We start from the raw sequence: 23,108 nt of genomic DNA, 5'->3' as shown, positions 1-23,108 counted from the left end.
TTTGCTCAAAATCCGTTTTTGCTGTCGTTTTCGAGAATCTTCTCTTGCAGCATTTCGATTTGTTTCTTGTAGAGCTCGTTCATTTCTCGAAGCAGGGCGATTTCCTGGTCTTTCGAGGCCAATAAATTTTCATACAGGAACTTTGGTTTTTTAGAAATTTTATAGGTTTCGAACTCTTCCGATACCGATGGTAGTTGATGTCCGGTCGGGAGAGGTTGCCGGTCGGTCCTATTTTCGTGGGTTTGAGCCTCTTCGTCATTGCCCTCGCTCACGAAAAAGTCCGAAATGTTGAGGTGGTACATATTGCAGATGGTCAGCAATACGCTCATATTGAGGTTGCCTCCGCGTACGGCCTTGCCGATGGTGTTTTTATCGATGCCCAGAAAAGCCGATGCCTCTTGATAGGTAATCCCTCTTCGCGACAGAAATTCACGGAATTTGCTACCGGAATAGATAATTTTTGACATAGTGTGTTTTTTGAGATTTGTATAACCGGGTTGAAAAAAATGCTTTTTGCATGAACAAAAAGACTATTTAATTGGTTTTACTTTTACTAATATACGAATAATATGATTTGGAACCAATAACCAGCCTTTGATATGAAAAAAAGAAAGAATATTGAGGAAATAAAAAAGGCCGTTGATGCATTCGAGGCCGTGTGTGAAAAGGAAGATGTGAATTATGCCGTATTCTATGCCGAGATGCCGCATAGCCTCACGGGGGGTGCAACGTTTACGCCCGAGGAGTTTGCCATTCTTATAGAAACTTTTTCCCGAAGATTGCCTTTGACGCAGGTGCATTTTCTACGCCAAGTCATGGACATGGTCATCGAGGAGCGTTCGGCATCAGATGATGCTTCGTCATCGTCGTCAATGTTGCCGAACTGATTGTCGGGTTTGCCGGGATTCCCTTCCCATTTTCATGCGTTGCACTTGGCTGCGAAAGTGCAAGTGCTTTTTCCTGCCTGTGGGCGAGGTGTTTTTGCCGGAATGCTTACGTCAGGAAAATTTTTCCCTTCAAAAGGCTTGTGAATCATCATCGGCCGACTCCTCTTCGAATTGCAGCGAGGTGAGACCTTGCATTGTCCGGTGTGGGTTGCGGGTATTCCCGTCTGTGGTGGGTATCCCGGTTCTTTTCCCGATCTTTGCGAGGGCTTGTTCGAGTTCTTCTCCAAGACGCCGCACCTCTTTGCGCAGGGACTGGTTGGCGGCCACCAATTCTTCGATGCGTTGGCGGTGCCGGGTGTCTCGCTTCAACAGGTTGCGGTTTTCTTTGCGTTGTTCCTGTAAGGCATTTTGCGCTTTGTTGAGTTTGGTGTAGAGCGATGCGTAGCGGTGTTTTATCACGACGGTATCGTTCTCGTTTCCGGTGTCGATGCTGTGGCAGTCGAATACTTTTTCGGGCTCGTCGGCACCATTTTCTTCGTGGGGCTCATTGTCGGCGGGCGCTTCGTCGCTCTCATGGGCGAGACCCAGTGAACGCGCCTTTATCTGATTGATTTGCCGTAGTTTCTCTTCTATTTCCCGTTCATATTCGTTTCGCACGGTCACCAGTTCGTTTTCGAGGTCGTGAATGCGTTCGCTCAGGGTTTTGCGCAGCCGGTCGGCTCCGGCATATCGTTTTTGCGATTCGGTGAAGTTCTGCAAGAGTTCGGCATTTTGCTGCTGCAAGTTTTTTATTTCGGCGATGCGTCGCGATTCCTCTTCGCTCCATTGTTCCGAGACTTCGTTGCGGGCCACGTTGAGCGACTCTTGTTTGAAGCGGTCGAGGCTCTCCGCGAGTTGCTCATAGGTCGTTTCGATGTTGAGCGACGTGATGGTCTCTCCGTTGGCGACCGCATCGTTGATTTGTCGCGCCAGGGCTTCGAGCAGGTGCTGTTCGGCGATGTCGTTTCCCGGTATGTCGGCGGACGACAGGGGCTCATGGCCCGGTGCGGCGTTTTTTTTGAGGTTGCGGTCGCGCCATTGTTGCAGTATCGATTTTACAAAACTCATAGCAGCGTTGTTTTGCGGTTATGTTTCGGAGGGTTTTATGACGATACCCATGCTTTTCTTCCCGTTTATCTTCACGGTGAAAGGCTGGTCGAAGCGGACGACGCGCAGGAATTGTGTCTCCTGCACGGCCTCTTTCCGGTTGAGGAACTCTTCGTCGAAGAGGCTCTCCTTGATTTGCGGGTTGAGCGTGAAGTAGCCGACTCCGAACGAGGTGAGGTTTTGGAAGAAGTGGGTGCCTTGGCTGGGCTCGATGAAATAGTTTGTCAAGGCGGTTTCGACGATGAGCCGGGCCGCCGATATGTGTGGCCATTTCACGGGAATGCCCAGCGCCGTGTCGCTCGACCCCCATCGGCCCGGCCCGATGAGTATGTAGTTCTCGCCGCGTTCGAGGAATCCCTTGTTGATTTTTTCTATTTCCCGGGCGATGAGCGAATTGTTTGACGAGAGGAACCCCTCGCTCTTGACATAGACGACGTGGTGCAAGTCCGACATGACGCCGTGCCCCAGTGCCGAGGAGGTTTTCAGCAGCAGGTCTTTGTCGTCGACCTCGTCTATTTCGTCGTCGCGCATCTCTTTGGTATCGACAATGGGGCGTATCTGCAACCAGTAGAGGGCTCCGTGGGGTTGCTGTCCGTTGGGGAGGATTCCGGCAAATTCTATTTCGACGTGGCGTCCCATGTCGTGCGCGCCGAATTGGAGCATCATCTCCAAGAGCGGCGAGAGCGGGAAGATGTTGTGTTGCAGGATATTGGCAAAGGTTACCACTTTGCGGCCTCCTTCATAGTAGCCGTCGCGTATCACCTGGTCGTAGGGGTCGAATGTCGATACCATGCCGCGCAGGGAGTTGTCGGCTTCGGCGTCGCGTATCGAGAGCCGCAGCAGGTTGAAGCTGTCATCGACTTCGCAATGGGCTTGTATGTTTTTCAGGTCGAGGGCATAGAAGCGGGTCTGTGTGTCGCGCAGGGCAAGGTCGAGAGTGCTGGTTTGCAGCACCTTGTTGGGGTGTCGGGGCGAGAAGCGCAGGCTGCGGCCGCCGTCGACGATATATTTCCCGAGGCCCACGGCGATGTCGACGACGCCATCTTCGGCCTTTTCGTCGTTGATGGGGTAGTAGTTGAGCGAGCGACCCACTCCGGCAAAGGAGGGGTAGTACCGGTCGCCATATTGCGTGCCTACCACTTCTTGCAGAATGATGGCCATCTTTTCCTGGTCAATGACGTTCGAGGTGGCGGTCATGTAGGCTTTGCTGTCGGAGTAAAACACCGAGGCATAGACACCTTTTACGGCGGCCGAGAGCATGCGGTACATCTCTTCGCGGTCGTCGAGACAGGGTATCATGTAGGTCGAATATACGCCGGCGAAGGGCTGGTAGTGGGAGTCTTCGAGCAGGCTCGACGAGCGCACGGCGATGGGTCGGGCCACTACGTCGAAGAAGGCCAGAATGTCTTCTTTGAGACGCTCGGGAAGCGTGGCGTCGAGGAAGTGGCGGAGTATTTCTTCATCGGGAATGTCCGAGAGTGCAATCTGATAGAGGTTGTTGCTCTCCATGAATTCGTCGAAGATGTCGGTACAGAGGACGACGGTCTTGGGTACCGTCACGCTTACCCCTTCGTAATCTTCGAGTATGGGGTGGCGTTTGATGAGCGAGTCGATAAAGGCCAGGCCGCGCCCTTTGCCCCCGAGTGAACCTTGCCCGATGCGGGCGAAGTTGGAGTATTTGTCGAAACGGTTCCGTTCGAAGATGGCTACCACACCACGGTTTTTCATCTTGCGGTAGAGGACGATGGCGTCGAGTATCTCTTGCCTTATCTCGGGCAGCTCTTCGAGATTGTGGGGCCAGCGACGTCTGATGAATTCGGCCAGCGGGAAGAGGGCGCGCGAGTAGAGCCAGCGCGAGATGTGGTTGCGCGAGGCGTGGTAGAGCAGCGACTCGGGGGGTATGGTGAGGATATTTTTTTGCAGGTCTTTGAGTTCCTTGATGCGCAGAATCACTTCGCCGGTTTCGGGGTTGATGAATTCAAAATCTCCGAATCCGAAGTTGCGCATGATGGCGGCTCGCAGGTCGACCGGCAGTTTCTTGGAGTTCTTGTCGAGGAAGCAGGCGTTGAGGGCGGCCGCTCCGGCGGCATTTTCGGTGTCGGACGACTCGATGATAAGGGGTATGAAGGGGTCTTTCTCTCTTACATAGGCGCAGAATTTGAGCCCGGCCTGGGCGTCTTTCTTGCCTTCGTGCATGAAGGAGACGTCGGAGATGATGCCCAGCATGTTGTTGGCGTATTTCTGGTACATTTCCATGGCCTCTTCGTAGGAGCGGGCCAGTTTTATTTTGGGCCGTCCGCGCATGCGCAACATCTGTTCGTGCTCGTTGAGGGCTTCGGTCGAGAAGGTTTGCGACTGTTTCAGTACAAACTTGTAGAGGTGCGGCAGTATCGAGGAGTAGAAGCGCACCGAGTCTTCGACCAGCATGATGATTTGTACCCCCGACTTGGTGTCTTCCTCGATGTTCATTTCGTCTTCGAGCAGTTTCACGATGGCCAGCAGCAGGTCGGTGTTGCCCAGCCAGCTGAAAACGTAGTCGATGCCGCTGAGGTCTTCTTTTTCGAGGCGTCGGGTTACTTCGCGGGCAAACGGCGTGAGCAACACGATGGGTATGTCGGGGTAGTGGTGCTTGATTTCCTTGGCCTTTTCGTACGTTTGGCTGTGCTCGACATCGGGTATGGTGATGATGAGGTCGAACCGCTTGGTCGATAGTTCCTTGAAAGCGTCTTCGAGGTTGCTGACCTGGGTGACGCGGGGCGGCGAACTGAGGTTGAGCGAGGTGTATTCAAAGAAGATTTGTTCTTCGACGCGGCCGTCTTCTTCGAGAATGAATGCATCGTAATAAGAGGCGACCAGCAACACGTTGAAGATACGCTTCTGCATGAGGTTGGCAAAAGAGGTATCTTTGGGATAGAACTGTTTGATGTTGTTTCCTTTGTCCATGGCCATCGGTTGAATGGGACGCGGGGCCTTGGCCGGTTGCCGATGTTTTTCTTCGGCTTTTTCGACCTCCCCGTTTTTCTTTTCTCAAAGGTATAAACAATTTTTGATTTGAGAAATTTAAAGGGTAAAAATCGTTTGTTTTGAAAGAGTTATCTCTATTTCCTTTGTTCAACGGCGCTTATCGGGAATGCTTGCCTTTGGTTTCTTTACTTAAACGTTTGTTTGACAGGTGTTTGTGTGTATTAAAAATGAGAAAAACGCGCTCTCGGTTTCACACTTTTCCTCTTTTGTAATGCCCGTTGTTGCCTGAATGTTCATGTGGTTCCCGTTTTTTTTGCGGCAACGCCCGGTCGCAGAACCGGTGAGGTTGCGTCCCGGGCGTTGTGGAAGAGGGTGGTTTTGTGCGGAGTGGTGCTTCCTCAGAAGAGGCTCCAAGCGACCGTGAGGCCGGCCATGACGATGGCCACCATGCTCATGAGTTTGATGAGGATATTGAGGCTCGGGCCCGACGTGTCCTTGAAGGGGTCGCCCACGGTGTCGCCCACGACCGTTGCCTTGTGCACTTCACCGCCTTTGCCGCCGAGATGTCCCTCCTCGGTGTATTTCTTGGCATTGTCCCAAGCCCCGCCGGCGTTGGCCATGAAGATGGCGAGCACAAAACCGGCGCCGAGTCCGCCCACCAGCAGACCGATGACACCCGGCACGCCGAAGACAAATCCGGTGAGTAACGGGGCGATGATGGCGAGCAGCGAGGGAAGCACCATTTCGTGTTGTGCTCCTTTGGTCGATATTTCGACGCAGCGGGCATAGTCGGGCTGCGCTTCGCCGGTGAGTATGCCCTTGATTTCGCGGAACTGCCGGCGCACCTCTTCGACCATGCGGGCGGCGGCGCGCCCTACGGCATTCATGGTGAGGCCGCAGAAAAGGAAGGCCATCATGGAGCCGATGAAGACTCCCGAGAGTACGTTGGGGTTCATCAACGTCACGTCGTAGTAGTGCATGAAGTCGGTGAACGTTGCCGTGTGCACGTCGACCGTGCGTTCGCCGATGGTGAGGCTCTCTTGTCCGATGCGGGTGAGCCCGATGCGTATCTCTTCGATATAGGAGGCCAGCAGGGCCAGGCCGGTGAGGGCGGCCGAGCCGATGGCAAACCCTTTGCCTGTGGCGGCGGTGGTGTTGCCCAGCGAATCGAGGGCGTCGGTGCGGGCGCGCACTTCGTCGCCGAGGCCGCTCATCTCGGCGTTGCCTCCGGCATTGTCGGCAATGGGGCCGTAGGCGTCGGTGGCCAAGGTGATGCCCAAGGTCGAGAGCATGCCCACGGCGGCGATGCCTATGCCGTAGAGCCCCATGGAGACGTTGGTGAGGTCAAATCCCGCGGCGAACCAGTAGGAGAGTATGATGCCGCACACGACGGCCAATACCGGTATGGTGGTCGAAATCATGCCCAAGCCCAGCCCCGAGATGATGACGGTGGCCGGCCCGGTCTTTCCGCTTTCGGCCAGCTGCTGGGTGGGTCGGTAGGATTGCGAGGTGTAGTACTCGGTCGAGCGGCCGATGACAACACCCACCAATAGTCCGATGACGACGGCGCAACCGATGTAGAACCAGTTGTGCAGTTGCAGAATCCAGAAGATGAAGAAGGTGCCGGCGATGATGAGAACCGAGCTCAGGTTGGTCCCGCCGGCGAGGGAGTGGAGCAGGTCTTTCACTTGGGCGTTGTCGCGGGTATGCACGGCAAAAATGCCGATGATGGAGAGTATGATGCCGATGGCGGCGATGAGCATCGGGGCGATGACCGCCTTGAACTGCATCACGCTGTCGCCGCTGCCGATGAAGGCGGCGGCACCGAGAGCCGAGGTGGCGAGTATCGAGCCGCAGTAGGACTCGTAGAGGTCGGCGCCCATGCCGGCCACGTCGCCCACGTTGTCGCCCACGTTGTCGGCAATGGTGGCGGGGTTTCTCGGGTCGTCTTCGGGAATGCCGGCCTCGACTTTGCCCACCAGGTCGGCTCCTACGTCGGCGGCTTTGGTGTAGATGCCGCCGCCCACACGGGCGAAGAGGGCTTGGGTCGAGGCTCCCATGCCGAAGGTGAGCATCGTCGTGGTGATGATGCAGAGTTTGGCGGTGCTGTTGGTGGGGTCATCGGGAATGAAGTAGTCGAGCAACAGATACCAGAATGAGATGTCGAGCAGTCCCAGTCCTACGACGACGAGGCCCATGACGGCCCCGCTGCGGAAGGCGATGCGCAGCCCCCGGCTGAGCGAGTGCCGTGCGGCATTGGCCGTGCGGGCCGAGGCGTAGGTGGCGGTTTTCATGCCGAGAAACCCTGCCAGGCCCGAGAAGAAGCCTCCGGTGAGGAAGGCAACGGGTACCCAGTGGTTTTGCAGGTCAAATCCATAGGCCATGATGGAGAAGAAGGCAACCAGGACGAGAAACACGAGACCAACGATTTTATATTGCTGTTTCAGGTACGACATGGCGCCGGTGCGGACAAATGAGGCGATGTGTTGCATCGTTTCGGTACCTTCGCTTTCGCGCATCATCTGCCTGAAAAAATACCACGCCAGCAGCAATGCGAGCACCGATGCTGCCGGGACGATCCAAAACAAGTAGGCTTCCATACTGTGTCAGATTAAAGTTTGCAATAAAGATAATGATTTTTCTGAGTGAATGTCAACTTTTAGGAATATATAAGGTTTCGATTTTTGGGTTGGGACGGATTCTTAATACTGATTAAAAAAGCGGCGGTATGTATCATACCGCCGCTTTTGGGTGTGGGAAGGGAGAGATTATTTGTATTCTTTCCAGCTCTTGATGGGGATTTCTTCCAGACTCACCGAGCAGAATGCCTCGATGAAAGCTCCGGCCAGACGGGCGTTGGTGATGAGTGGAATGTTGTGGTCGATGGCGGCGCGGCGTATCTTGTAGCCGTTGGTCATCTCGTGCTTGGTGTAGTTCTTGGGCACGTTGATAATGAGGTCGAAGCGGTGTTCGGCAATCATGGCCATCACGTTGTTGTCGCGGTGTTCGTCGGGCCAAGATACTTCGATGGCGTTGTCGATGCCGTTCTCGACGAGGAATTTGCGGGTACCTGCCGTGGCATAGATTTGGTAGCCTTTCTCAAAGAGCATGCGGCAGCCGTCGAGCAGGTCGACTTTCGAGCGGGCCGACCCCGACGATACCATCACGTTTTTCTTGGGTATGGCGTATCCCACGGCGAGCATCGAGGTGAGCAGGGCTTCGTTGAAGTCGTCGCCGATGCAGCCTACCTCGCCGGTCGATGCCATGTCGACGCCCAAGATGTGGTCGGTGTTTTGCAGGCGGGCAAAGGAGAATTGCGAGGCTTTCACGCCGATGCAGTCGACATCGAAGGCCGATTTGTCGGGCTGCGTGTAGGGGGCGTTGAGCATGATGCGGGTGGCCGTCTCGATGAAGTTGCGTTTCAGCACTTTCGACACGAAGGGGAAGCTGCGTGAGGCGCGCAAGTTGCACTCGATGACCTTCACGTCGTTGTTTTTGGCGAGGTATTGAATATTGAACGGTCCGCAGATGTTGAGCTCTTTGGCGATTTGGCGGCTGATTTTCTTGATGCGGCGGGCGGTCTCGAAATAGATTTTCTGGGCCGGGAACACGAGGGTGGCGTCGCCCGAGTGCACGCCGGCAAATTCGATGTGCTCGGAGATGGCATATTCGACCACTTCGCCGTTCTGTGCCACGGCGTCGAACTCGATTTCCTTGGTGTCCTGCATGAATTTCGACACGACTACCGGATACTCTTTCGATACCTGGGCGGCCAGGGCGAGGAACTCTTTCAACCCCTCCATGTCGTGGCATACGTTCATGGCGGCACCCGAGAGCACATAGGAGGGACGCACGAGTACGGGGAAGCCCACTTTCTCGACAAATGCCTTGATGTCGTCCATCGAGGTCAGCTCTTTCCAGGCCGGCTGGTCGATGCCGAGCTGGTCGAGCATGAGCGAGAATTTGTTGCGGTTCTCGGCGCGGTCTATCGACACGGGCGAGGTGCCGAGTATGGGCACTTGCTGGCGGTGGAGTTTCATGGCCAGGTTGTTGGGTATCTGTCCGCCCACCGACACGATGACGCCGTTGGGCGATTCGAGGTCGATGACGTCGAGCACGCGTTCGAACGAGAGTTCGTCGAAGTAGAGGCGGTCGCACATGTCATAGTCGGTCGACACGGTTTCGGGGTTGTAGTTGATCATAATCGACTTGTACCCCAGCTTGCGGGCCGTCTGTATGGCATTGACCGAGCACCAGTCAAACTCTACCGAGCTGCCGATGCGGTAAGCCCCCGAGCCGAGAACCACCACCGAACGGTCGTTCTTGTAGTAGGGTATGTCGTGGTCGCTGCCGTCGTAGGTGAGGTAGAGGTAGTTGGTGAGGTCGGGGTGCTCCGAGGCGACGGTGTCGATGCGTTTTACCGAGGGGAGAATACCCATTTTCTTACGCAGGTTGCGCACGCGAATGCTTTCGGCTTCGAGGTTGCCCGAGGGGTTCTCGACGAAGCGGGCGATTTGGAAGTCGGAGAAGCCCAGCCGTTTGGCTTCGGTGAGTACGTCGGCCGGCAGGTCTTCGATGCGGTTGTAGCTTTCGAGGCGCAGTTTGAAGTTGTAGATGTTTTGCAGTTTTTCGAGGAACCAGGGCGCTATCTTGGTGAGCTCGTAGAGGCGGTCGATGGTGTAGCCTTTCTCGAAAGCCTCGGCGATGGCGAAGATGCGCAGGTCGGTGGGGTTGGCCAGCTCGTCGTCGAGGTTGTCGAAGTGCAGGTCGTAGTTGCCCACGAATCCGTGCATGCCCTGGCCTATCATGCGCAGGCCCTTCTGTATGATTTCTTCGAAGCTCTTGCCGATGGCCATGATTTCGCCCACCGACTTCATGCTCGAACCGATGTGCCGCGACACGCCGACAAATTTGTTGAGGTCCCAACGCGGTATTTTGCAGATGAGGTAGTCGAGGCTCGGTGCCACATAGGCCGAGTTGCTGGTGCCCATTTCGCCGATTTGGTCGAGGGTGTATCCGAGTGCGAGTTTGGCGGCGACGAAAGCGAGGGGGTAACCGGTGGCTTTCGAGGCGAGGGCCGACGACCGGCTCAGACGGGCATTGACTTCGATGACGCGATAGTCGTCGGTCTCGGAGTTGAAGGCGTATTGTATGTTGCACTCGCCCACGATGTCGAGGTGGCGTATGATTTTGCGCGAGAGTTCTTGCAACATGGTGAGCTCTTCGTTGTCGAGCGAGCAGGTGGGAGCGACCACGATGCTCTCGCCGGTGTGTATGCCCAGCGGGTCGACGTTTTCCATGCTGGCCACCGTGAAGCAGTGGTTGTTCTTGTCGCGGATTACTTCAAACTCGATTTCCTTCCACCCTTTGAGCGACTCTTCGACCAGGATTTGGGGGGAGTAGGAGAAGGCGTTTTCGGCCAGGGTTTTCAACTCTTCTTCGTTGTTGCAGAAACCGCTGCCCATGCCGCCGAGGGCGTAGGCCGAGCGGATAATCAGCGGGAACCCGATGGTGCGTGCGGCCTTGAAGGCGTCGTCCATGTTTTCGACGGCGACGCTTTTCGGGGTCTTTACGTCGATTTCGTTCAGCTTCTTCACAAAGAGGTCGCGGTCTTCGGTGTTCATGATGGCCTCGACCGACGTGCCCAGCACCTGCACGTTGTATTTTTCCAGAATCCCTTTGTTGTAGAGCTCGGTACCGCAGTTGAGGGCGGTCTGTCCGCCGAAGGCGAGGAGTATGCCGTCGGGTTGCTCTTTCTTGAAAATCTCCTCTACGAAGTAGGGGGTGACGGGCAGGAAGTAGACTTGGTCGGCGATGCCTTCCGAGGTCTGTATGGTAGCGATGTTGGGGTTGATGAGAACGGTTTTTATTCCCTCCTCTTTCATGGCCTTCAAGGCTTGTGAACCTGAATAATCGAACTCTCCGGCTTGGCCGATTTTCAGTGCGCCCGAACCGAGCACAAGGACTTTTTTGATGGGCTGTTGCATACTATCGAGTATTTTTAAGATTGTATTTCTTTCTTGTTTGTGTGATGCGGCGTCAGTCGATGCGAATGGGCTGGCCGATGCGCAGGGTGCGTTTGGGGCTGATTTTGTTCAGCCGGCAGAGGGCGTTGATCGACGTGCGGTATTTGCGGGCAATCGAGGTGAGGGTGTCGCCTTTACGCACCCGATACACCGAGTAGGTCACGCCGTTGGAGTAGTAGGTCTCTGTGCCGGCGCGGTATGGGGCCGAACGGAAGACAAAGATGTCGTTGCGTATCTTGTTGGCTTTGAAATCGAAAATCTCATTGGGGTTGAGGTCGAGCCCCAGGAAGCGCACCTCGAAGTGCAGGTGCGCGCCCGTCGAGCGGCCGGTGTTGCCGCCGAGGGCAATCGGGTCGCCCACTTTCACGATGTCGCCCTCTTTGGCGATGAAGCGCGAGAGGTGCCCGTAGATGGTTTCGAGCCCGTTGGGGTGGCGTATCACCACATAGTAGCCATATCCCCGGCGTTCGTAGTTGGTAAAACGCACCTGCCCGGCAAAAGCGGCGCGAATGGTGTCGCCTATCGCGAGTTTGATGTCGACACCGCGGTGCATGCGGTAGCGGCGGAACCCGTAGTCCGAGGTGATGCGGCCCGTGATGGGCATGCAGTAGTTGGCCACGTTGATGGCGAAGGTGTCGGGCAGTTGTATGCCGGCTCGGCGGTAGGGGTTCACCCAGCGGTTTACCCACACGTCGCCGTAGAGGTCGCTGGCCGGTGCGATGCCGTATTCCTGTTCGAGGCGGCGGCTGTATGTGGTCGAGTCGTCGATACTCAGCATCGACGGCAGTTCTTTGTTGATGATATTGTTACGCGTTTGCGTGGCGATGTGTTTCTGTATGGAGGGGTCGATTTCTTGTGCGTTTCCCGAGGGGGTGATTATCCCCAGGAAGAGAAGCGGAAGAAGGGTCGATAAAAGTGATTTTTTTCTCATCTTTTTTGCATCTGGTTCTTAGGTTTGAGCCACACGATTCCCCCTCTTTCCTGGTCGGGAGGGGTTGGGTCGTGCCGACGTCGAGGTACAAATTTTCCAAAGATAAGGATTTCTCCTGGAAATATACCTCTTTTTGAACGAAAAAAATGCCATGACGCACGCTGCGTTTTTGAATAAATGGCCTTTTATTTTATTTATAACAAGCTGCTTATATCAAAAATACAAGAGACATATTTTTCTTGTTCCCATTTTTATATTACTTTTGTTAGAAGTAAAAGACTCGATTATGGACAAGTGTATGGTCGTCGTTGCCGGAGGCAAAGGGTTGCGCATGGGAAAAGACCTGCCCAAGCAATTCCTTCCCGTGGGAGGCCGTCCCGTGCTCATGCATACGCTCGAAGCGTTTCATCGTTGCGATGCCGCGATGGGACTGGTGCTTGTTTTGCCCGAGGCTCATCGCGATTACTGGGACGTGCTCTGCCGCCGTTATGACTTCGCGCTCCCTCACCGGGTCGTCTCGGGCGGGGCTACCCGTTTCCACTCGGTGGCCAATGGCTTGCGGGCGGTACCCCCGGAGGTGCGTCTCATCGGGGTGCACGACGGGGTGCGGCCGTTTGTGTCGGCACGTCTCATCGAAGCGCTTTTTGCTGCGGCCGATTGTCACGGTGCCGCGGTGCCGGCCATTCCGGTGGTCGACTCGTTGCGTCACGTCGACGCGTGCGGGGGGAGTGTGGCGGTCTCGCGTAGCGAGTACCGCAGTGTGCAGACGCCCCAGGTCTTCCGCTCAGCCCTCCTGCTTCGTGCCTATGACACCCCTTACCGCGAAACGTTTACCGATGACGCGTCGGTCGTCGAGGCGGCCGGTCATGCCGTCACCTTGGTCGAGGGCGAAGTCGACAACATAAAGATTACCACGCCGCGCGACCTGGCCGTGGCCGAAATTCTGTTACGGGCCGATGAGTGAGCTTTCGATGAGCGACATCAAGTTCCTTCCCGGGGTGGGTCCCAAGCGGGCGGAACTTTTCAACAAGGAGTTGGGCATATACTCCTACGAAGACCTTTTGCATTATTATCCCTATAAATACATCGACCGCTCACGCACCTACACCATACGCGAAATCAACGGTACGATGCCCTATATCCAGCTGCGGGGAAAGATTGTGGGTTATGAGACACAGGGCGAGGGTTACAAACGCCGGCTCACCGCCCTCTTTGCCGATGGTACCGGCACGATAGAGCTGGTGTGGTTCAAGGGAATCAAGTATGTGCAGGACCGTTATAAGCCCGGGGTGGAATATACGCTCTTCGGCCGACCCACCCTCTTTGGCAATCGCATCAACATCGCCCACCCCGAAATCGACTCCGTCGATGCCGACATCGACGGCAATTCGGGGTTGCAACCCTATTATTCCACCACCGAAAAGATGAAGTCGCACTTCCTCAACTCCAAGGCCGTGCAGAAAATCATCGCCACGCTGTGGAAGGCCATACCCCGTTCCCTGCCCGAGACCCTTCCGGCGGCGGTCATTGCCCGCTCCCATGTCATGTATCTCAGCGATGCGCTTTACAACATACATTTTCCCACCTCGCCCGACGAGTTGCGAAGAGCCCAGTTCCGCCTCAAATTCGAGGAACTTTTCTATCTGCAACTCAATATCCTGCGCTATACCCGCCAGCGTATGCGCCGGTTGGGCGGATTCCCCTTTACCACCATCGGCGAGAACTTCAACCGCTTCTATCGGGAGTGTTTGCCCTTTGACCTCACCGGTGCCCAGAAACGGGTGCTCAAAGAGATTCGCGCCGATGTGGGCAGCGGTCGCCAGATGAACCGCCTCTTGCAGGGCGACGTGGGCAGCGGCAAGACCCTTGTCGCCCTCATGTCGATGCTCATGGCCGTCGACAACGGTTACCAAGCCTGCATGATGGCGCCTACCGAGATTCTCGCCACGCAACATTATGAGACGTTGAGCGCGCTGCTCGCTCCCATCGGCGTGCGCATCGAGTTGCTTACCGGTTCGACCCGCAAGAAACAGCGCGACGAGATACATCGAGGGCTGCTTTCGGGCGAGGTGAAAATCCTTGTCGGTACCCATGCTTTGCTCGAAGATACGGTGGTCTTCAATAACCTGGGATTTGTCGTCATCGACGAACAGCACCGCTTCGGCGTCGAACAGCGCTCCCGCCTGTGGCGCAAAAACTCCTGTCCGCCCCATATCCTTGTGATGACGGCGACGCCCATTCCCCGCACGCTGGCCATGACGGTCTACGGCGACCTCGATGTCTCGGTCATCGACGAGTTGCCGCCCGGCCGCAAGCCCGTCACGACGATACATCGCTACGACAACCGGCGCGCCGAGCTCTATGAGTCGATAGGCCGGCAGGTCGAGCAGGGCCGGCAGGTCTATATTGTCTACCCGTTGATACAGGAGAGTGAGAAAATCGACCTGAAAAATCTCGAAGAGGGTTTCCGTCAGGTAAAGGAGGTCTTCCCGCAATATACCGTCTGCATGGTGCATGGCAAGATGAAGCCGGCCGAGAAAGAGGCCGAGATGCAGCGGTTTGTCTCGGGCGAGGCGCAGATTATGGTGGCCACCACGGTGATAGAGGTGGGGGTGAATGTGCCCAACGCCACGGTCATGGTCATCGAGAATGCCGAGCGGTTTGGCCTCTCCCAGCTACACCAGTTGCGCGGACGTGTGGGACGCGGCGCCGACCAGTCTTATTGCGTGCTGGTGACGTCGCACAAACTCTCCGACGATACCCGCAAGCGCATCGAAATCATGACCCGCACCAACGACGGCTTTGAAATTGCCGAGGCCGACTTGCAGTTGCGCGGTCCCGGCGACATGGAGGGAACGCAGCAGAGCGGCATTGCCTTTGACCTGCGCATCGCCAACCTCGCCAAGGACGGACAGATTTTGCAACTCGCCCGCGAGATTGCCGGCGAAGTGCTCGATGCCGACCCCGACTTGGCGAAGCCCGAGAACGGCGTGCTCTCCCGCCAGCTCGAAAAGCTCTTCCGTCGCAAAATCGATTTCAGTCTCATCAGTTGATATGAGCCGTTGATACAAAAACGGCGGTGTGCCCTCTCTTTGCAGGGTCGCACCGCCGCTTTTCGTTTTATGAAACTTCGGGGGTATAAAATTTTTAGGGGGTTATGCACTCTTTTCTATCTCTATGCCTTTCGGATTTTCACCCCATTGGTTCTCTCCGGGTTCGCTGTCGAGACAGAGCAGCACGAGAAGGCATATCGACCCGACAAGAGGAATGAAGTTGAGGAGATACCACCACCCGCTTCTTCCCGTGTCGTGTAGCCGACGCACCGTTACGGCAATGCTGGGAAGAATTGTGGCCACGGTATATAAGAAAAAGATAATGGAGGCCAAGAGAAAAAGTATGTCTGAGGAATCAAACATCATGGAGAATGCCAGGATATAGAGGAGCAGGTAGATAATGAAATTGATCAAGGTAAATATCCAATATTCTTTGCGGCGTGCCCGCCCTTGGAAATCAACGTATTGTTTCCAACATTTTAAATACCAATACATAATTCTTCGGGTTAAAATGGTTTTCCTACTCTTTTCCCGGATTTTCGGCTTCTCCGTCGGGTGTAATTGCCATGCACCTTTTTCAAAGGTATGAAATTCCTCGCGAAATACGAATTTTAAGCGCTGGAAATGTTCCGAAACGTTGTGAAGCCCGGTTGCGTCGATGGGGGTCGACGAGATTATCCCGCCCAGTTTTCCCGGTCGAGGTTGCGGTAGTTGATGGCCTCGGCAATGTGTTCGGCGAGAATGTTTTCGCTGCCGGCCAGGTCGGCGATGGTGCGGGCGACTTTGAGTATGCGGTCGTAGGCGCGGGCCGAGAGGCTGAGGCGAGTCATGGCCGTTCGCAACAGGGCGAGACCGGCCTCGTCGGGGCGGGCAAACGTGTTGAGCAGGCGGCTGTTCATCTGGGCATTGCAGTAGATGCCGGGAATCTCCTTGAAGCGTTCACTCTGTATCTCCCGGGCGCGGATTACCCGTTGGCGAATGGCGGCGCTGGGTTCGCCCTGCCGGCTGTCGGAGAGTTTCTCAAACGGGACGGGAACAATCTCCACCTGTATGTCGATGCGGTCGAGCAGCGGGCCCGAGATGCGGTTGAGGTAGCGTTGCACCGCACCCGGCGGGCAGATGCATTTCTTTTCGGGGTGGTTGTAGTAGCCGCAGGGGCAGGGGTTCATCGAGGCCACGAGCATCACGCTGGCCGGGTATTCGATGGTGTACTTGGCGCGGGCGATGGTGATTTTGCGGTCTTCGAGCGGCTGGCGCATCACTTCGAGTACCTGGCGGGAGAACTCGGGCAACTCGTCGAGGAAGAGCACTCCGTTGTGAGCCAGAGATATTTCGCCCGGTTGCGGGAACGTGCCTCCGCCCACGAGGGCCACGCTCGATATGGTATGATGCGGGGCGCGGAACGGACGTTGGGTGAGGAGCGAGCTGTTGCGCTCCATCTTGCCGGCGACGGAGTGTATCTTGGTGGTTTCGAGAGCTTCGTGCAGGGTGAGCGGCGGCAGTATCGAGGCGATGCGTTTGGCCATCATCGATTTTCCGGCACCCGGCGGGCCTATCATGATGAGGTTGTGACCGCCGGCGGCAGCCACTTCGAAAGCGCGTTTTACGTTTTCCTGCCCTTTCACGTCGGCAAAGTCGAGGTCGAAGTTGTTTTGGGCGGCGAAAAATTCGGCACGGGTGTCGATGACGGTGGGGGTCAGTTCCCGGTCGCCGTTGAAGAAGTCGACCACCTCTTTGATGTTATCGACCCCATAGACGTGGAGCCGGTCGACGACGGCGGCCTCCCTCACATTGGCGCGGGGCACGATGAGCCCCTCGAAACCTTGTGCCCTCGCCAGTATGGCAATGGGCAGGGCGCCGCGTATGGGGAGTATCGAGCCGTCGAGCGAGAGTTCGCCCATAATCATGTAGCGGCCGAGTTTATCGGCCGAAATCTCTTCGGCGGCGGCCAGTATGCCGATGGCCAGCGGCAGGTCATAGGCCGACCCCTCTTTGCGCAGGTCGGCCGGGGCGAGATTGATGATGAGTTGCCGGTGCGGGAATTTGTAGCCGTTGTGTTGCAGGGCCGAGCGTATGCGTTCGTGGCTCTCTTTCACGGCCGTGTCGGCCAGCCCCACCATGTAGAAGTGAATGCCTTGCGAACAGTTCACCTCGATGGTGACGGTGAGGGCGTCGATGCCCTGCATGGCTGCTCCGAATACTTTGACCAACATCTCGTTTTTTTGTTGACGGTTATCGAATGTTTGTTTCTCTTTTTTCCGGTCTTGCCCGGGTGATGGCTGCTCCTGTGCGATTTTTGGGAGCCTTTCCCCGAAACGTGCTCAGGTGCGGGAAAATCGCGGTCGGCCGCCAGTCGGCTGTCGCGCGATGGTTATCTCCGTCGTTTCCGCGACGGGGCCATTTGGTCGAGCATTTTGTCTTCACCCACCTCTTCGACACTTTTGTCGACCGCCTCGATGAGGGCGTCGTCATAGAGGTTCTTGGCTACGATGCGGCCGTTGCCGTTGATGACAAAAGTCGCCGGCAGCATCTGTATGCCGAGGTTCTCGACCTGGGTGGCGTTCCACCCCTCTTTGAGGATACATTGGGGCCAGCCGGTGAGCGTGTCGCTGCGCAGCACTTCGCGCCAGGCACTTTCGTCGCTGTCGAGGGCGACGCTTACGATGTTGAGGTAGTAGCGGGAATGTTTCTCCCGCAGTTTACGCACGACCTGCATTTGCCGGCGCGACAACGAGTCGTACGAGGCCCATACGGTGAAGAGCGTGGTGCGGCGGCGGAAACCTCCCGTGTTGATGACACTGTCGTCGGGGGTGCGGAAAGTCATGTAGGGAAGCATCTTCCCGACGGGATTTTTCTGGGTGTCGGCAATGAAGAGTTCGGCTTTGGCGAGCAGCGACACGGGCTTGGCTTCGGGAGCCAGGCTGCGCAACAGCGAGTCGGCGACCTTTACGGTTCCGGGCGCGAGCAGGTAGTCATAGATGAGCACGGTCGAGGCGTAGGAGGCGGGGTGTGAACGGGCAAAGTCGATGACCCGTGTGTGGAGGGTGTCGAGGCAGAGTGAGAGTTGTTTTTCCCGGGCGGTGTCGCCGAGGTGGGCATAAAAAGAGGCTTCGCCTTCGTGCAGTTGTTGCAGGAGACGGCTGTTTTCGTTGCGGAACCTCCCGACCTCCTCTATTTCGGGCGTTCCCGAGAATGCGATTTCGTAGGGAGCGGCGATGCTGCCTTTGAGTTTTATTTTGTTCCCCTTGGCGGCATAGAACGAGACAACCCGTTCGCCGGCCTCGGTAAATACCTCGATGTGGGCCAACTGGTCGCAGGTTCCCTTGAACACGGCTTTTCCCTCTTCGGTGATAACCGAGTCGACCGAGATGCCTTTCTTGTGTTCCTCCTGCCAGAAGTAGAGATAGCTCTGGTCGGGCACGTCGAGTTCGGCCGTAATCGTGAATTGCTCTTTGTCGTTTCCTCCCCCGCAGGCCGTGAGGCATAGAATGACGAGTGCGAATATGCTGTAAGCAGAAAGTTTCATCGTGTGTCCTGTTTGAAAATCAAATGTGGCCGTTGCGACCCCATTTCGACAAATGTACTGAAAATATCGCAAACAATCCCCATCTCGTCGCTTTTTTGTCGTTCCTCCATAGTATCCGGACGTTCGGCTGCCGGGATTGATGACTGAAAAAAACAAGAGCGGAGAAATTTTCAATTCTCTCCGCTCTTGTTTGACCGGTCACGAACACCTTATCCGAGATTCTTTGACAGGTATTGTCATCGGGCCTTTTACCCGTTGATGGCTTGGTGCAGGTCGGCGATGATGTCGTCGGCATTCTCGATGCCTACCGAGAGGCGTATCAGGTCGGGGGCAACGCCGGCCTCGATGAGTTGTTCGTCGCTCAGCTGGCGATGGGTGTGGCTGGCGGGGTGCAGCACGCAGGTGCGGGCGTCGGCCACATGGGTGACGATGGCGGCGAGTTTCAGACGGTCCATGAATTCGATGGCCTCCTGGCGCGAGCCTTTCAAGCCGAAGGCAATGACGCCGCAGGTGCCGTGGGGCATGTATTTCTGTGCGAGGGCATGGTATTTGTCGCCGGGCAGTCCCGGGTAGTGTATCCATGCCACTTGCGGACAGTCTCGCAGGAACTCGGCCACTTTCTGGGCGTTTTCGCAGTGACGGGCCATGCGCAGGTGCAGGGTTTCGAGTCCGAGGTTGAGCAGGAAGGCGTTTTGGGGCGACTGGGTCGAGCCGAGGTCGCGCATGAGTTGGGCGGTGGCTTTGGTGATGTAGGCCATCTTGCCGAAGGCTTTGGTATAGGTCAGCCCGTGGTACGACTCGTCGGGACGGGTGAGGCCGGGGAACTTGTCGGCGTGTGCTTCCCAGTCGAAATTGCCGCTGTCGACGATGGCACCGCCCACGCAGGTGGCGTGGCCGTCCATGTATTTGGTGGTGGAGTGGGTCACGATGTCGGCGCCCCATTCAAAGGGACGGCAGTTGATGGGGGTGGCAAAGGTGTTGTCGACGATGAGGGGCACGCCGTGGCGATGGGCGATGCGGGCGAATTTCTCGATGTCGAGTACCTGCATGCCGGGGTTGGAGAGGGTCTCGCCGAAGAGCGCCTTGGTGTTGGGGCGGAAAGCCGCTTCGATGGTGGCTTCGTCGTCGTCGGGCTCGATGAAGGTGACGTCGATGCCGAGTTTCTTCAAGGTGACGCCGTAGAGGTTGAACGTGCCGCCGTAGATGGTCGAGGAGCAGACAAAGTGGTCGCCGGCCTCGCAGATGTTGAAGATGGCGAAGAAGTTGGCCGCCTGTCCCGATGAGGTGAGAATGGCGCCCACGCCCCCTTCGAGGGCGGCGATTTTCTTGGCGACGGCATCGTTGGTGGGATTTTGCAGTCGGGTATAGAAATAGCCGTTCTCTTCGAGGTCGAAGAGGCGGGCCATCTGTTCGCTGGTCGAGTAGCGGAATGTCGTACTTTGGTAAATGGGCAGTACGCGGGGTTCCCCGTTCTTGGGGTTCCACCCTCCTTGTACGCAGAGGGTTTCGGGGTTGAAAAGGGGTTTATCGTTCATGGTGATGCGTATGATTGATTATAAGGAAAAGGCTTTTTTCAGGGTGTCGACATAGTCGAGTTTTTCCCAGGTGAAGAGTTCCACGTCTGTCTCTACGGGTTTCTCGTAGCGCGAGGTGAAGGTCTTGTGCACCGTGCGGGGCTGGCGTCCCATGTGGCCGTAGGCGGCCGTCTCTTCGTAGATGGGGTTGCGCAGTTTGAGCCGTTCTTCGATGGCTTTGGGGCGCAGGTCGAAGATTTTGCCTATTTCGCAGGCAATCTCGGCATCGCTCAGGGCGACGTGCGACGTGCCGTAGGTGTTGACAAAGAGGCTCACGGGCTGGGCCACACCGATGGCGTAGGATACCTGTATCAGCACCTCGTCGGCAATGCCGGCGGCGACCATGTTCTTGGCCATGTGGCGGGCGGCGTAGGCGGCCGAACGGTCAACCTTCGAGGGGTCTTTGCCCGAGAAGGCTCCGCCGCCGTGGGCTCCCTTGCCCCCGTAGGTGTCGACGATGATTTTGCGGCCGGTGAGACCGGTGTCGCCGTGGGGGCCGCCGATGACGAATTTGCCGGTGGGGTTGACGTGCAGGATAAGCCGGTCGTCGAAGAGCCGTTGCACACGCTCGGGCAGTTGGGCGATGACGCGGGGCAGCAGCGTGCGGCGCACGTCGTCGGCGATGCGGTCGAGCATCTTGCGGTCGGCCTGGGCCTGGGCTTCGGGAGTGTTGTCGGTGGGGGCGATAAACTCGTCGTGCTGGGTCGAGATGACGATGGTGTGTATGCGCACCGGGCGGTGTTGCTCGTCATACTCCACCGTTACCTGCGACTTGGCGTCGGGGCGCAGGTAGGGCATCTCGTTTTTCTCGCGGCGCAAGAGGGCCAGTTCGCGCAGCAGCAGGTGCGAGAGGTCGAGGGCGAGCGGCATGTAGTTGTCGGTCTCGTTGCAGGCGTAGCCGAACACCATGCCCTGGTCGCCGGCGCCCTGGTTCATGGCTTCGGCGCGTTCCACGCCGCGGTTGATGTCGGCCGACTGTTCGTGTATGGCCGAGAACACGCCGCAGGAGTCGCCGTCGAACTTGTATTCGCTGCGGGTGTAGCCGATGCGGTTGATGACCCGGCGGGCCACCTCGTGCAGGTCGATGTAGGCTTGTGATTTCACTTCGCCGGCGAGGACCACCTGTCCGGTGGTTACCAGCGTTTCGCAGGCGACCTTCGATTGGGGGTCGTAGGCGAGGAATTCGTCGAGAATGGCGTCGGAGATTTGGTCGGCCACCTTGTCGGGGTGCCCTTCCGATACCGATTCGGAGGTGAAGAGATAGTTCATTTCTTATCGTTTTTGTCGGTTAAAAAAATAACTTCCGATAAGAGATGGAGGGGGAGAAAAATGCGGGGCGGTTTTCCGGCCGTAGGGTCGGGGCGGGGGTAATTACCGTTTTAGCAGTTTTTTAGTGTGGTTGCAAGCAGCCAAATCCATCCACATATCGTGGCTGCAAAGTAACATCTTTTTTGCGAGTTGTGCAAGAAGATAATCGAAAGAAAATAATTCTCTCCGAAAACGAAACCGATATAGGGCGTGAACAGCAGCTTGGGTGTTGGAAATCTATCCCGGGCCAGATGATGATTTGTTTTGTATAAATATCACATGGGAAAGATGGCTTACGGAGATATTTTTGCCAGAAATAATTCAAAAATAAAATTTATGGCCGATTTATATTCCGACAAAAATGCTTTTTCATCGTTATGGTACAATGAAAATGAAAAAAAGAGAGATGAATTTCATGTATATAACCCCGTGACAGATGATGATTCGGGAAAAATGCTATCTTTGCAAAAGGGGCCTGACAGAGATTTGGACTCCTCGTTGCAAAGTAGTCGATTTTCTCCCATGTATCGCAATGTATTACATACACAAGTTCTCCAAAACAGCCAGTATCCCATACGGTGGGGATATAGTATTTGGGACGTAGGCGGGAAGGGATCGGAAGACATGGTGAAAGAAGCAGAACTCCCGTATGAAAATACCGATTTTTCACTTCCGACAGGAGATTCAAATTATTTCCCTATGACGAATATTCCTTTGCGCGGTGATACTTTGCGGCAAACGGATATGCCGGCAATGGATTCGGGTTATTCCGAAATGGGAAATATGCCCGATTCTCTTCCCGATATGATAGGGCGACCCAATCATTTGAGAGAAAGTCATAGGTTGATAAAACAATTTCCTCCTGCCGGAGGAACACCTGTACCGGAGGGGATATCCGTGGTGGAGAGAAGTATATATAATTCACGATTGCGCCCGGAGGTAAAAGAGGCATTTTTTATTATGCAACACCCTATAGCGGCTTTTAATATAGGTGCATATAGAGAAAATTCTAACAATCTTTCCACGAGGGCAGGTAAATTTGCCATAAATGGAGGTTTAGAGAGAAATAAATATAGTATATCTGATAATCCTCTTGATGGAGGGAGTGAACGTGGGGCATTTCGGCATGCTTTGTGGCAGGCGAAAATCACCTCCAAGTATGGCCCCTTAACAGCATGGAAGGTCGGTGCCGCCCATGAGAGGAATCCGATGGCCGATTTGCAGAAAATGGAATTTGACAATTTGGCCGAAGCCGACCAAACAGCCGATTTGCTGAATAATATTATTGGGAGGGAAATAGGTATACAGCACAGGGATAGTACTATGCGGGGCCTGGCCAACCAAGTATTGGAAACTTTCTATCGGGACGGCTTGTACACGGCTACCGAATATGAAGACGGCAAATGGCGAATCGAAAGGCAACCTTTGTCCCGGGATAAATATGAAAAAGCCAAGAGCGTGTTTGAAACAATAGGCGAGAACGGAATGATAAACCAAAAGAATAATGCGTATTTCAATTTGTACTCTGATTAAACGGATTTTGCGAGGCATAAAGAATGTCCTGCTGATTTTCTCCTGCTGTGTGGGAGTGATTATATTGCTTTTTCTCATGCGGTGTAACAAGGACGAGTACAGCCATTTCGACCGAATGATGTTGGCCGGCTGGAATACAAGCGATACCATAGTCGACCTG

15 protein-coding genes are annotated in these 23,108 nt (G+C 55.7%); 4 read left to right on the top strand and 11 right to left on the bottom strand.

Translation table 11 applies throughout. The annotated features are described in order from the left end of the window. Window positions 1-5: 5 nt before the first annotated feature. Window positions 6-467: a helix-turn-helix transcriptional regulator gene (locus tag IAD09_07880; GenBank protein HIT82138.1), complete on the bottom strand. Its 462-nt coding sequence runs from the start codon at window positions 465-467 to the stop codon at window positions 6-8. Between the two features lie 132 nt (window positions 468-599). Between IAD09_07880 and IAD09_07875 the strand changes: the two genes are divergently transcribed. After that, window positions 600-887: a hypothetical protein gene (locus IAD09_07875; GenBank protein HIT82137.1), complete on the top strand. Its 288-nt coding sequence runs from the start codon at window positions 600-602 to the stop codon at window positions 885-887. Window positions 888-1,016: 129 nt separating this feature from the next. On the opposite strand, the gene IAD09_07870 is transcribed toward IAD09_07875, so the two are convergent. The 5 genes from IAD09_07870 to IAD09_07850 form a co-directional block, all read right to left on the bottom strand. Next, complete coding sequence (locus IAD09_07870; GenBank protein HIT82136.1) at window positions 1,017-1,994, bottom strand: hypothetical protein; 978 nt, start codon at window positions 1,992-1,994, stop codon at window positions 1,017-1,019. 18 nt (window positions 1,995-2,012) lie between these two features. After that, a complete protein-coding gene (locus IAD09_07865; GenBank protein HIT82135.1) occupies window positions 2,013-4,976 on the bottom strand; it encodes a phosphoenolpyruvate synthase in 2,964 nt (987 codons plus the stop codon). Window positions 4,977-5,395: 419 nt separating this feature from the next. Beyond that, window positions 5,396-7,597 (bottom strand): sodium-translocating pyrophosphatase, encoded by a 2,202-nt coding sequence (locus IAD09_07860; protein ID HIT82134.1) that lies wholly within the window; start codon window positions 7,595-7,597, stop codon window positions 5,396-5,398. Between the two features lie 168 nt (window positions 7,598-7,765). Beyond that, window positions 7,766-10,984 carry a carbamoyl-phosphate synthase (glutamine-hydrolyzing) large subunit gene (gene carB / locus IAD09_07855; protein ID HIT82133.1) on the bottom strand — a complete coding sequence of 1,073 codons (3,219 nt, stop codon included), beginning with the start codon at window positions 10,982-10,984 and terminating at the stop codon, window positions 7,766-7,768. A 52-nt stretch (window positions 10,985-11,036) separates the two neighbouring features. Beyond that, entirely contained in the window at window positions 11,037-11,954 is a 918-nt protein-coding gene (locus IAD09_07850) for a peptidoglycan DD-metalloendopeptidase family protein (protein ID HIT82132.1), read from the bottom strand. 286 nt (window positions 11,955-12,240) lie between these two features. On the opposite strand from IAD09_07850, the gene IAD09_07845 reads away from it, so the two are divergent. Continuing rightward, window positions 12,241-12,918, top strand: coding sequence for a 2-C-methyl-D-erythritol 4-phosphate cytidylyltransferase (locus tag IAD09_07845; GenBank protein ID HIT82131.1), 678 nt, complete (start codon window positions 12,241-12,243; stop codon window positions 12,916-12,918). Further along, window positions 12,911-15,007, top strand: a complete 2,097-nt coding sequence (recG, locus tag IAD09_07840) for an ATP-dependent DNA helicase RecG (GenBank protein ID HIT82130.1) — start codon at window positions 12,911-12,913, stop codon at window positions 15,005-15,007. The genes IAD09_07845 and recG overlap by 8 nt, the downstream gene beginning before the upstream one ends. A gap of 102 nt (window positions 15,008-15,109) precedes the next feature. Here the strand turns inward: recG and IAD09_07835 are convergent, their stop codons facing one another. From IAD09_07835 to IAD09_07815, 5 genes are all read right to left on the bottom strand, one after another. Then, window positions 15,110-15,502 carry a DUF805 domain-containing protein gene (locus IAD09_07835; GenBank protein HIT82129.1) on the bottom strand — a complete coding sequence of 131 codons (393 nt, stop codon included), beginning with the start codon at window positions 15,500-15,502 and terminating at the stop codon, window positions 15,110-15,112. Between the two features lie 179 nt (window positions 15,503-15,681). Then, on the bottom strand, window positions 15,682-17,220 hold the full coding sequence (locus IAD09_07830; protein HIT82128.1) for a YifB family Mg chelatase-like AAA ATPase: 1,539 nt from the start codon (window positions 17,218-17,220) through the stop codon (window positions 15,682-15,684). Window positions 17,221-17,378: 158 nt separating this feature from the next. Continuing rightward, window positions 17,379-18,533 carry a DUF4369 domain-containing protein gene (locus IAD09_07825; GenBank protein ID HIT82127.1) on the bottom strand — a complete coding sequence of 385 codons (1,155 nt, stop codon included), beginning with the start codon at window positions 18,531-18,533 and terminating at the stop codon, window positions 17,379-17,381. Window positions 18,534-18,781: 248 nt separating this feature from the next. After that, the gene (locus IAD09_07820) at window positions 18,782-20,068 is read right to left on the bottom strand and encodes an O-acetylhomoserine aminocarboxypropyltransferase/cysteine synthase (GenBank protein ID HIT82126.1); all 1,287 of its coding nucleotides are present in this window, start codon (window positions 20,066-20,068) and stop codon (window positions 18,782-18,784) included. 18 nt (window positions 20,069-20,086) lie between these two features. Continuing rightward, window positions 20,087-21,376, bottom strand: a complete 1,290-nt coding sequence (locus IAD09_07815; GenBank protein ID HIT82125.1) for a methionine adenosyltransferase — start codon at window positions 21,374-21,376, stop codon at window positions 20,087-20,089. 318 nt (window positions 21,377-21,694) lie between these two features. Between IAD09_07815 and IAD09_07810 the strand changes: the two genes are divergently transcribed. Beyond that, on the top strand, window positions 21,695-22,948 hold the full coding sequence (locus tag IAD09_07810; protein HIT82124.1) for a hypothetical protein: 1,254 nt from the start codon (window positions 21,695-21,697) through the stop codon (window positions 22,946-22,948). The last annotated feature ends 160 nt before the right edge of the window (window positions 22,949-23,108 follow it).

The sequence above is a fragment of the Candidatus Caccoplasma merdavium genome, from assembly GCA_018715595.1.
GTDB lineage: Bacteria > Bacteroidota > Bacteroidia > Bacteroidales > UBA11471 > Caccoplasma > Caccoplasma merdavium.
The sequence above is the reverse complement of the archived record's forward strand: the minus strand, read 5'-3'. Positions and strand labels throughout refer to the sequence as shown.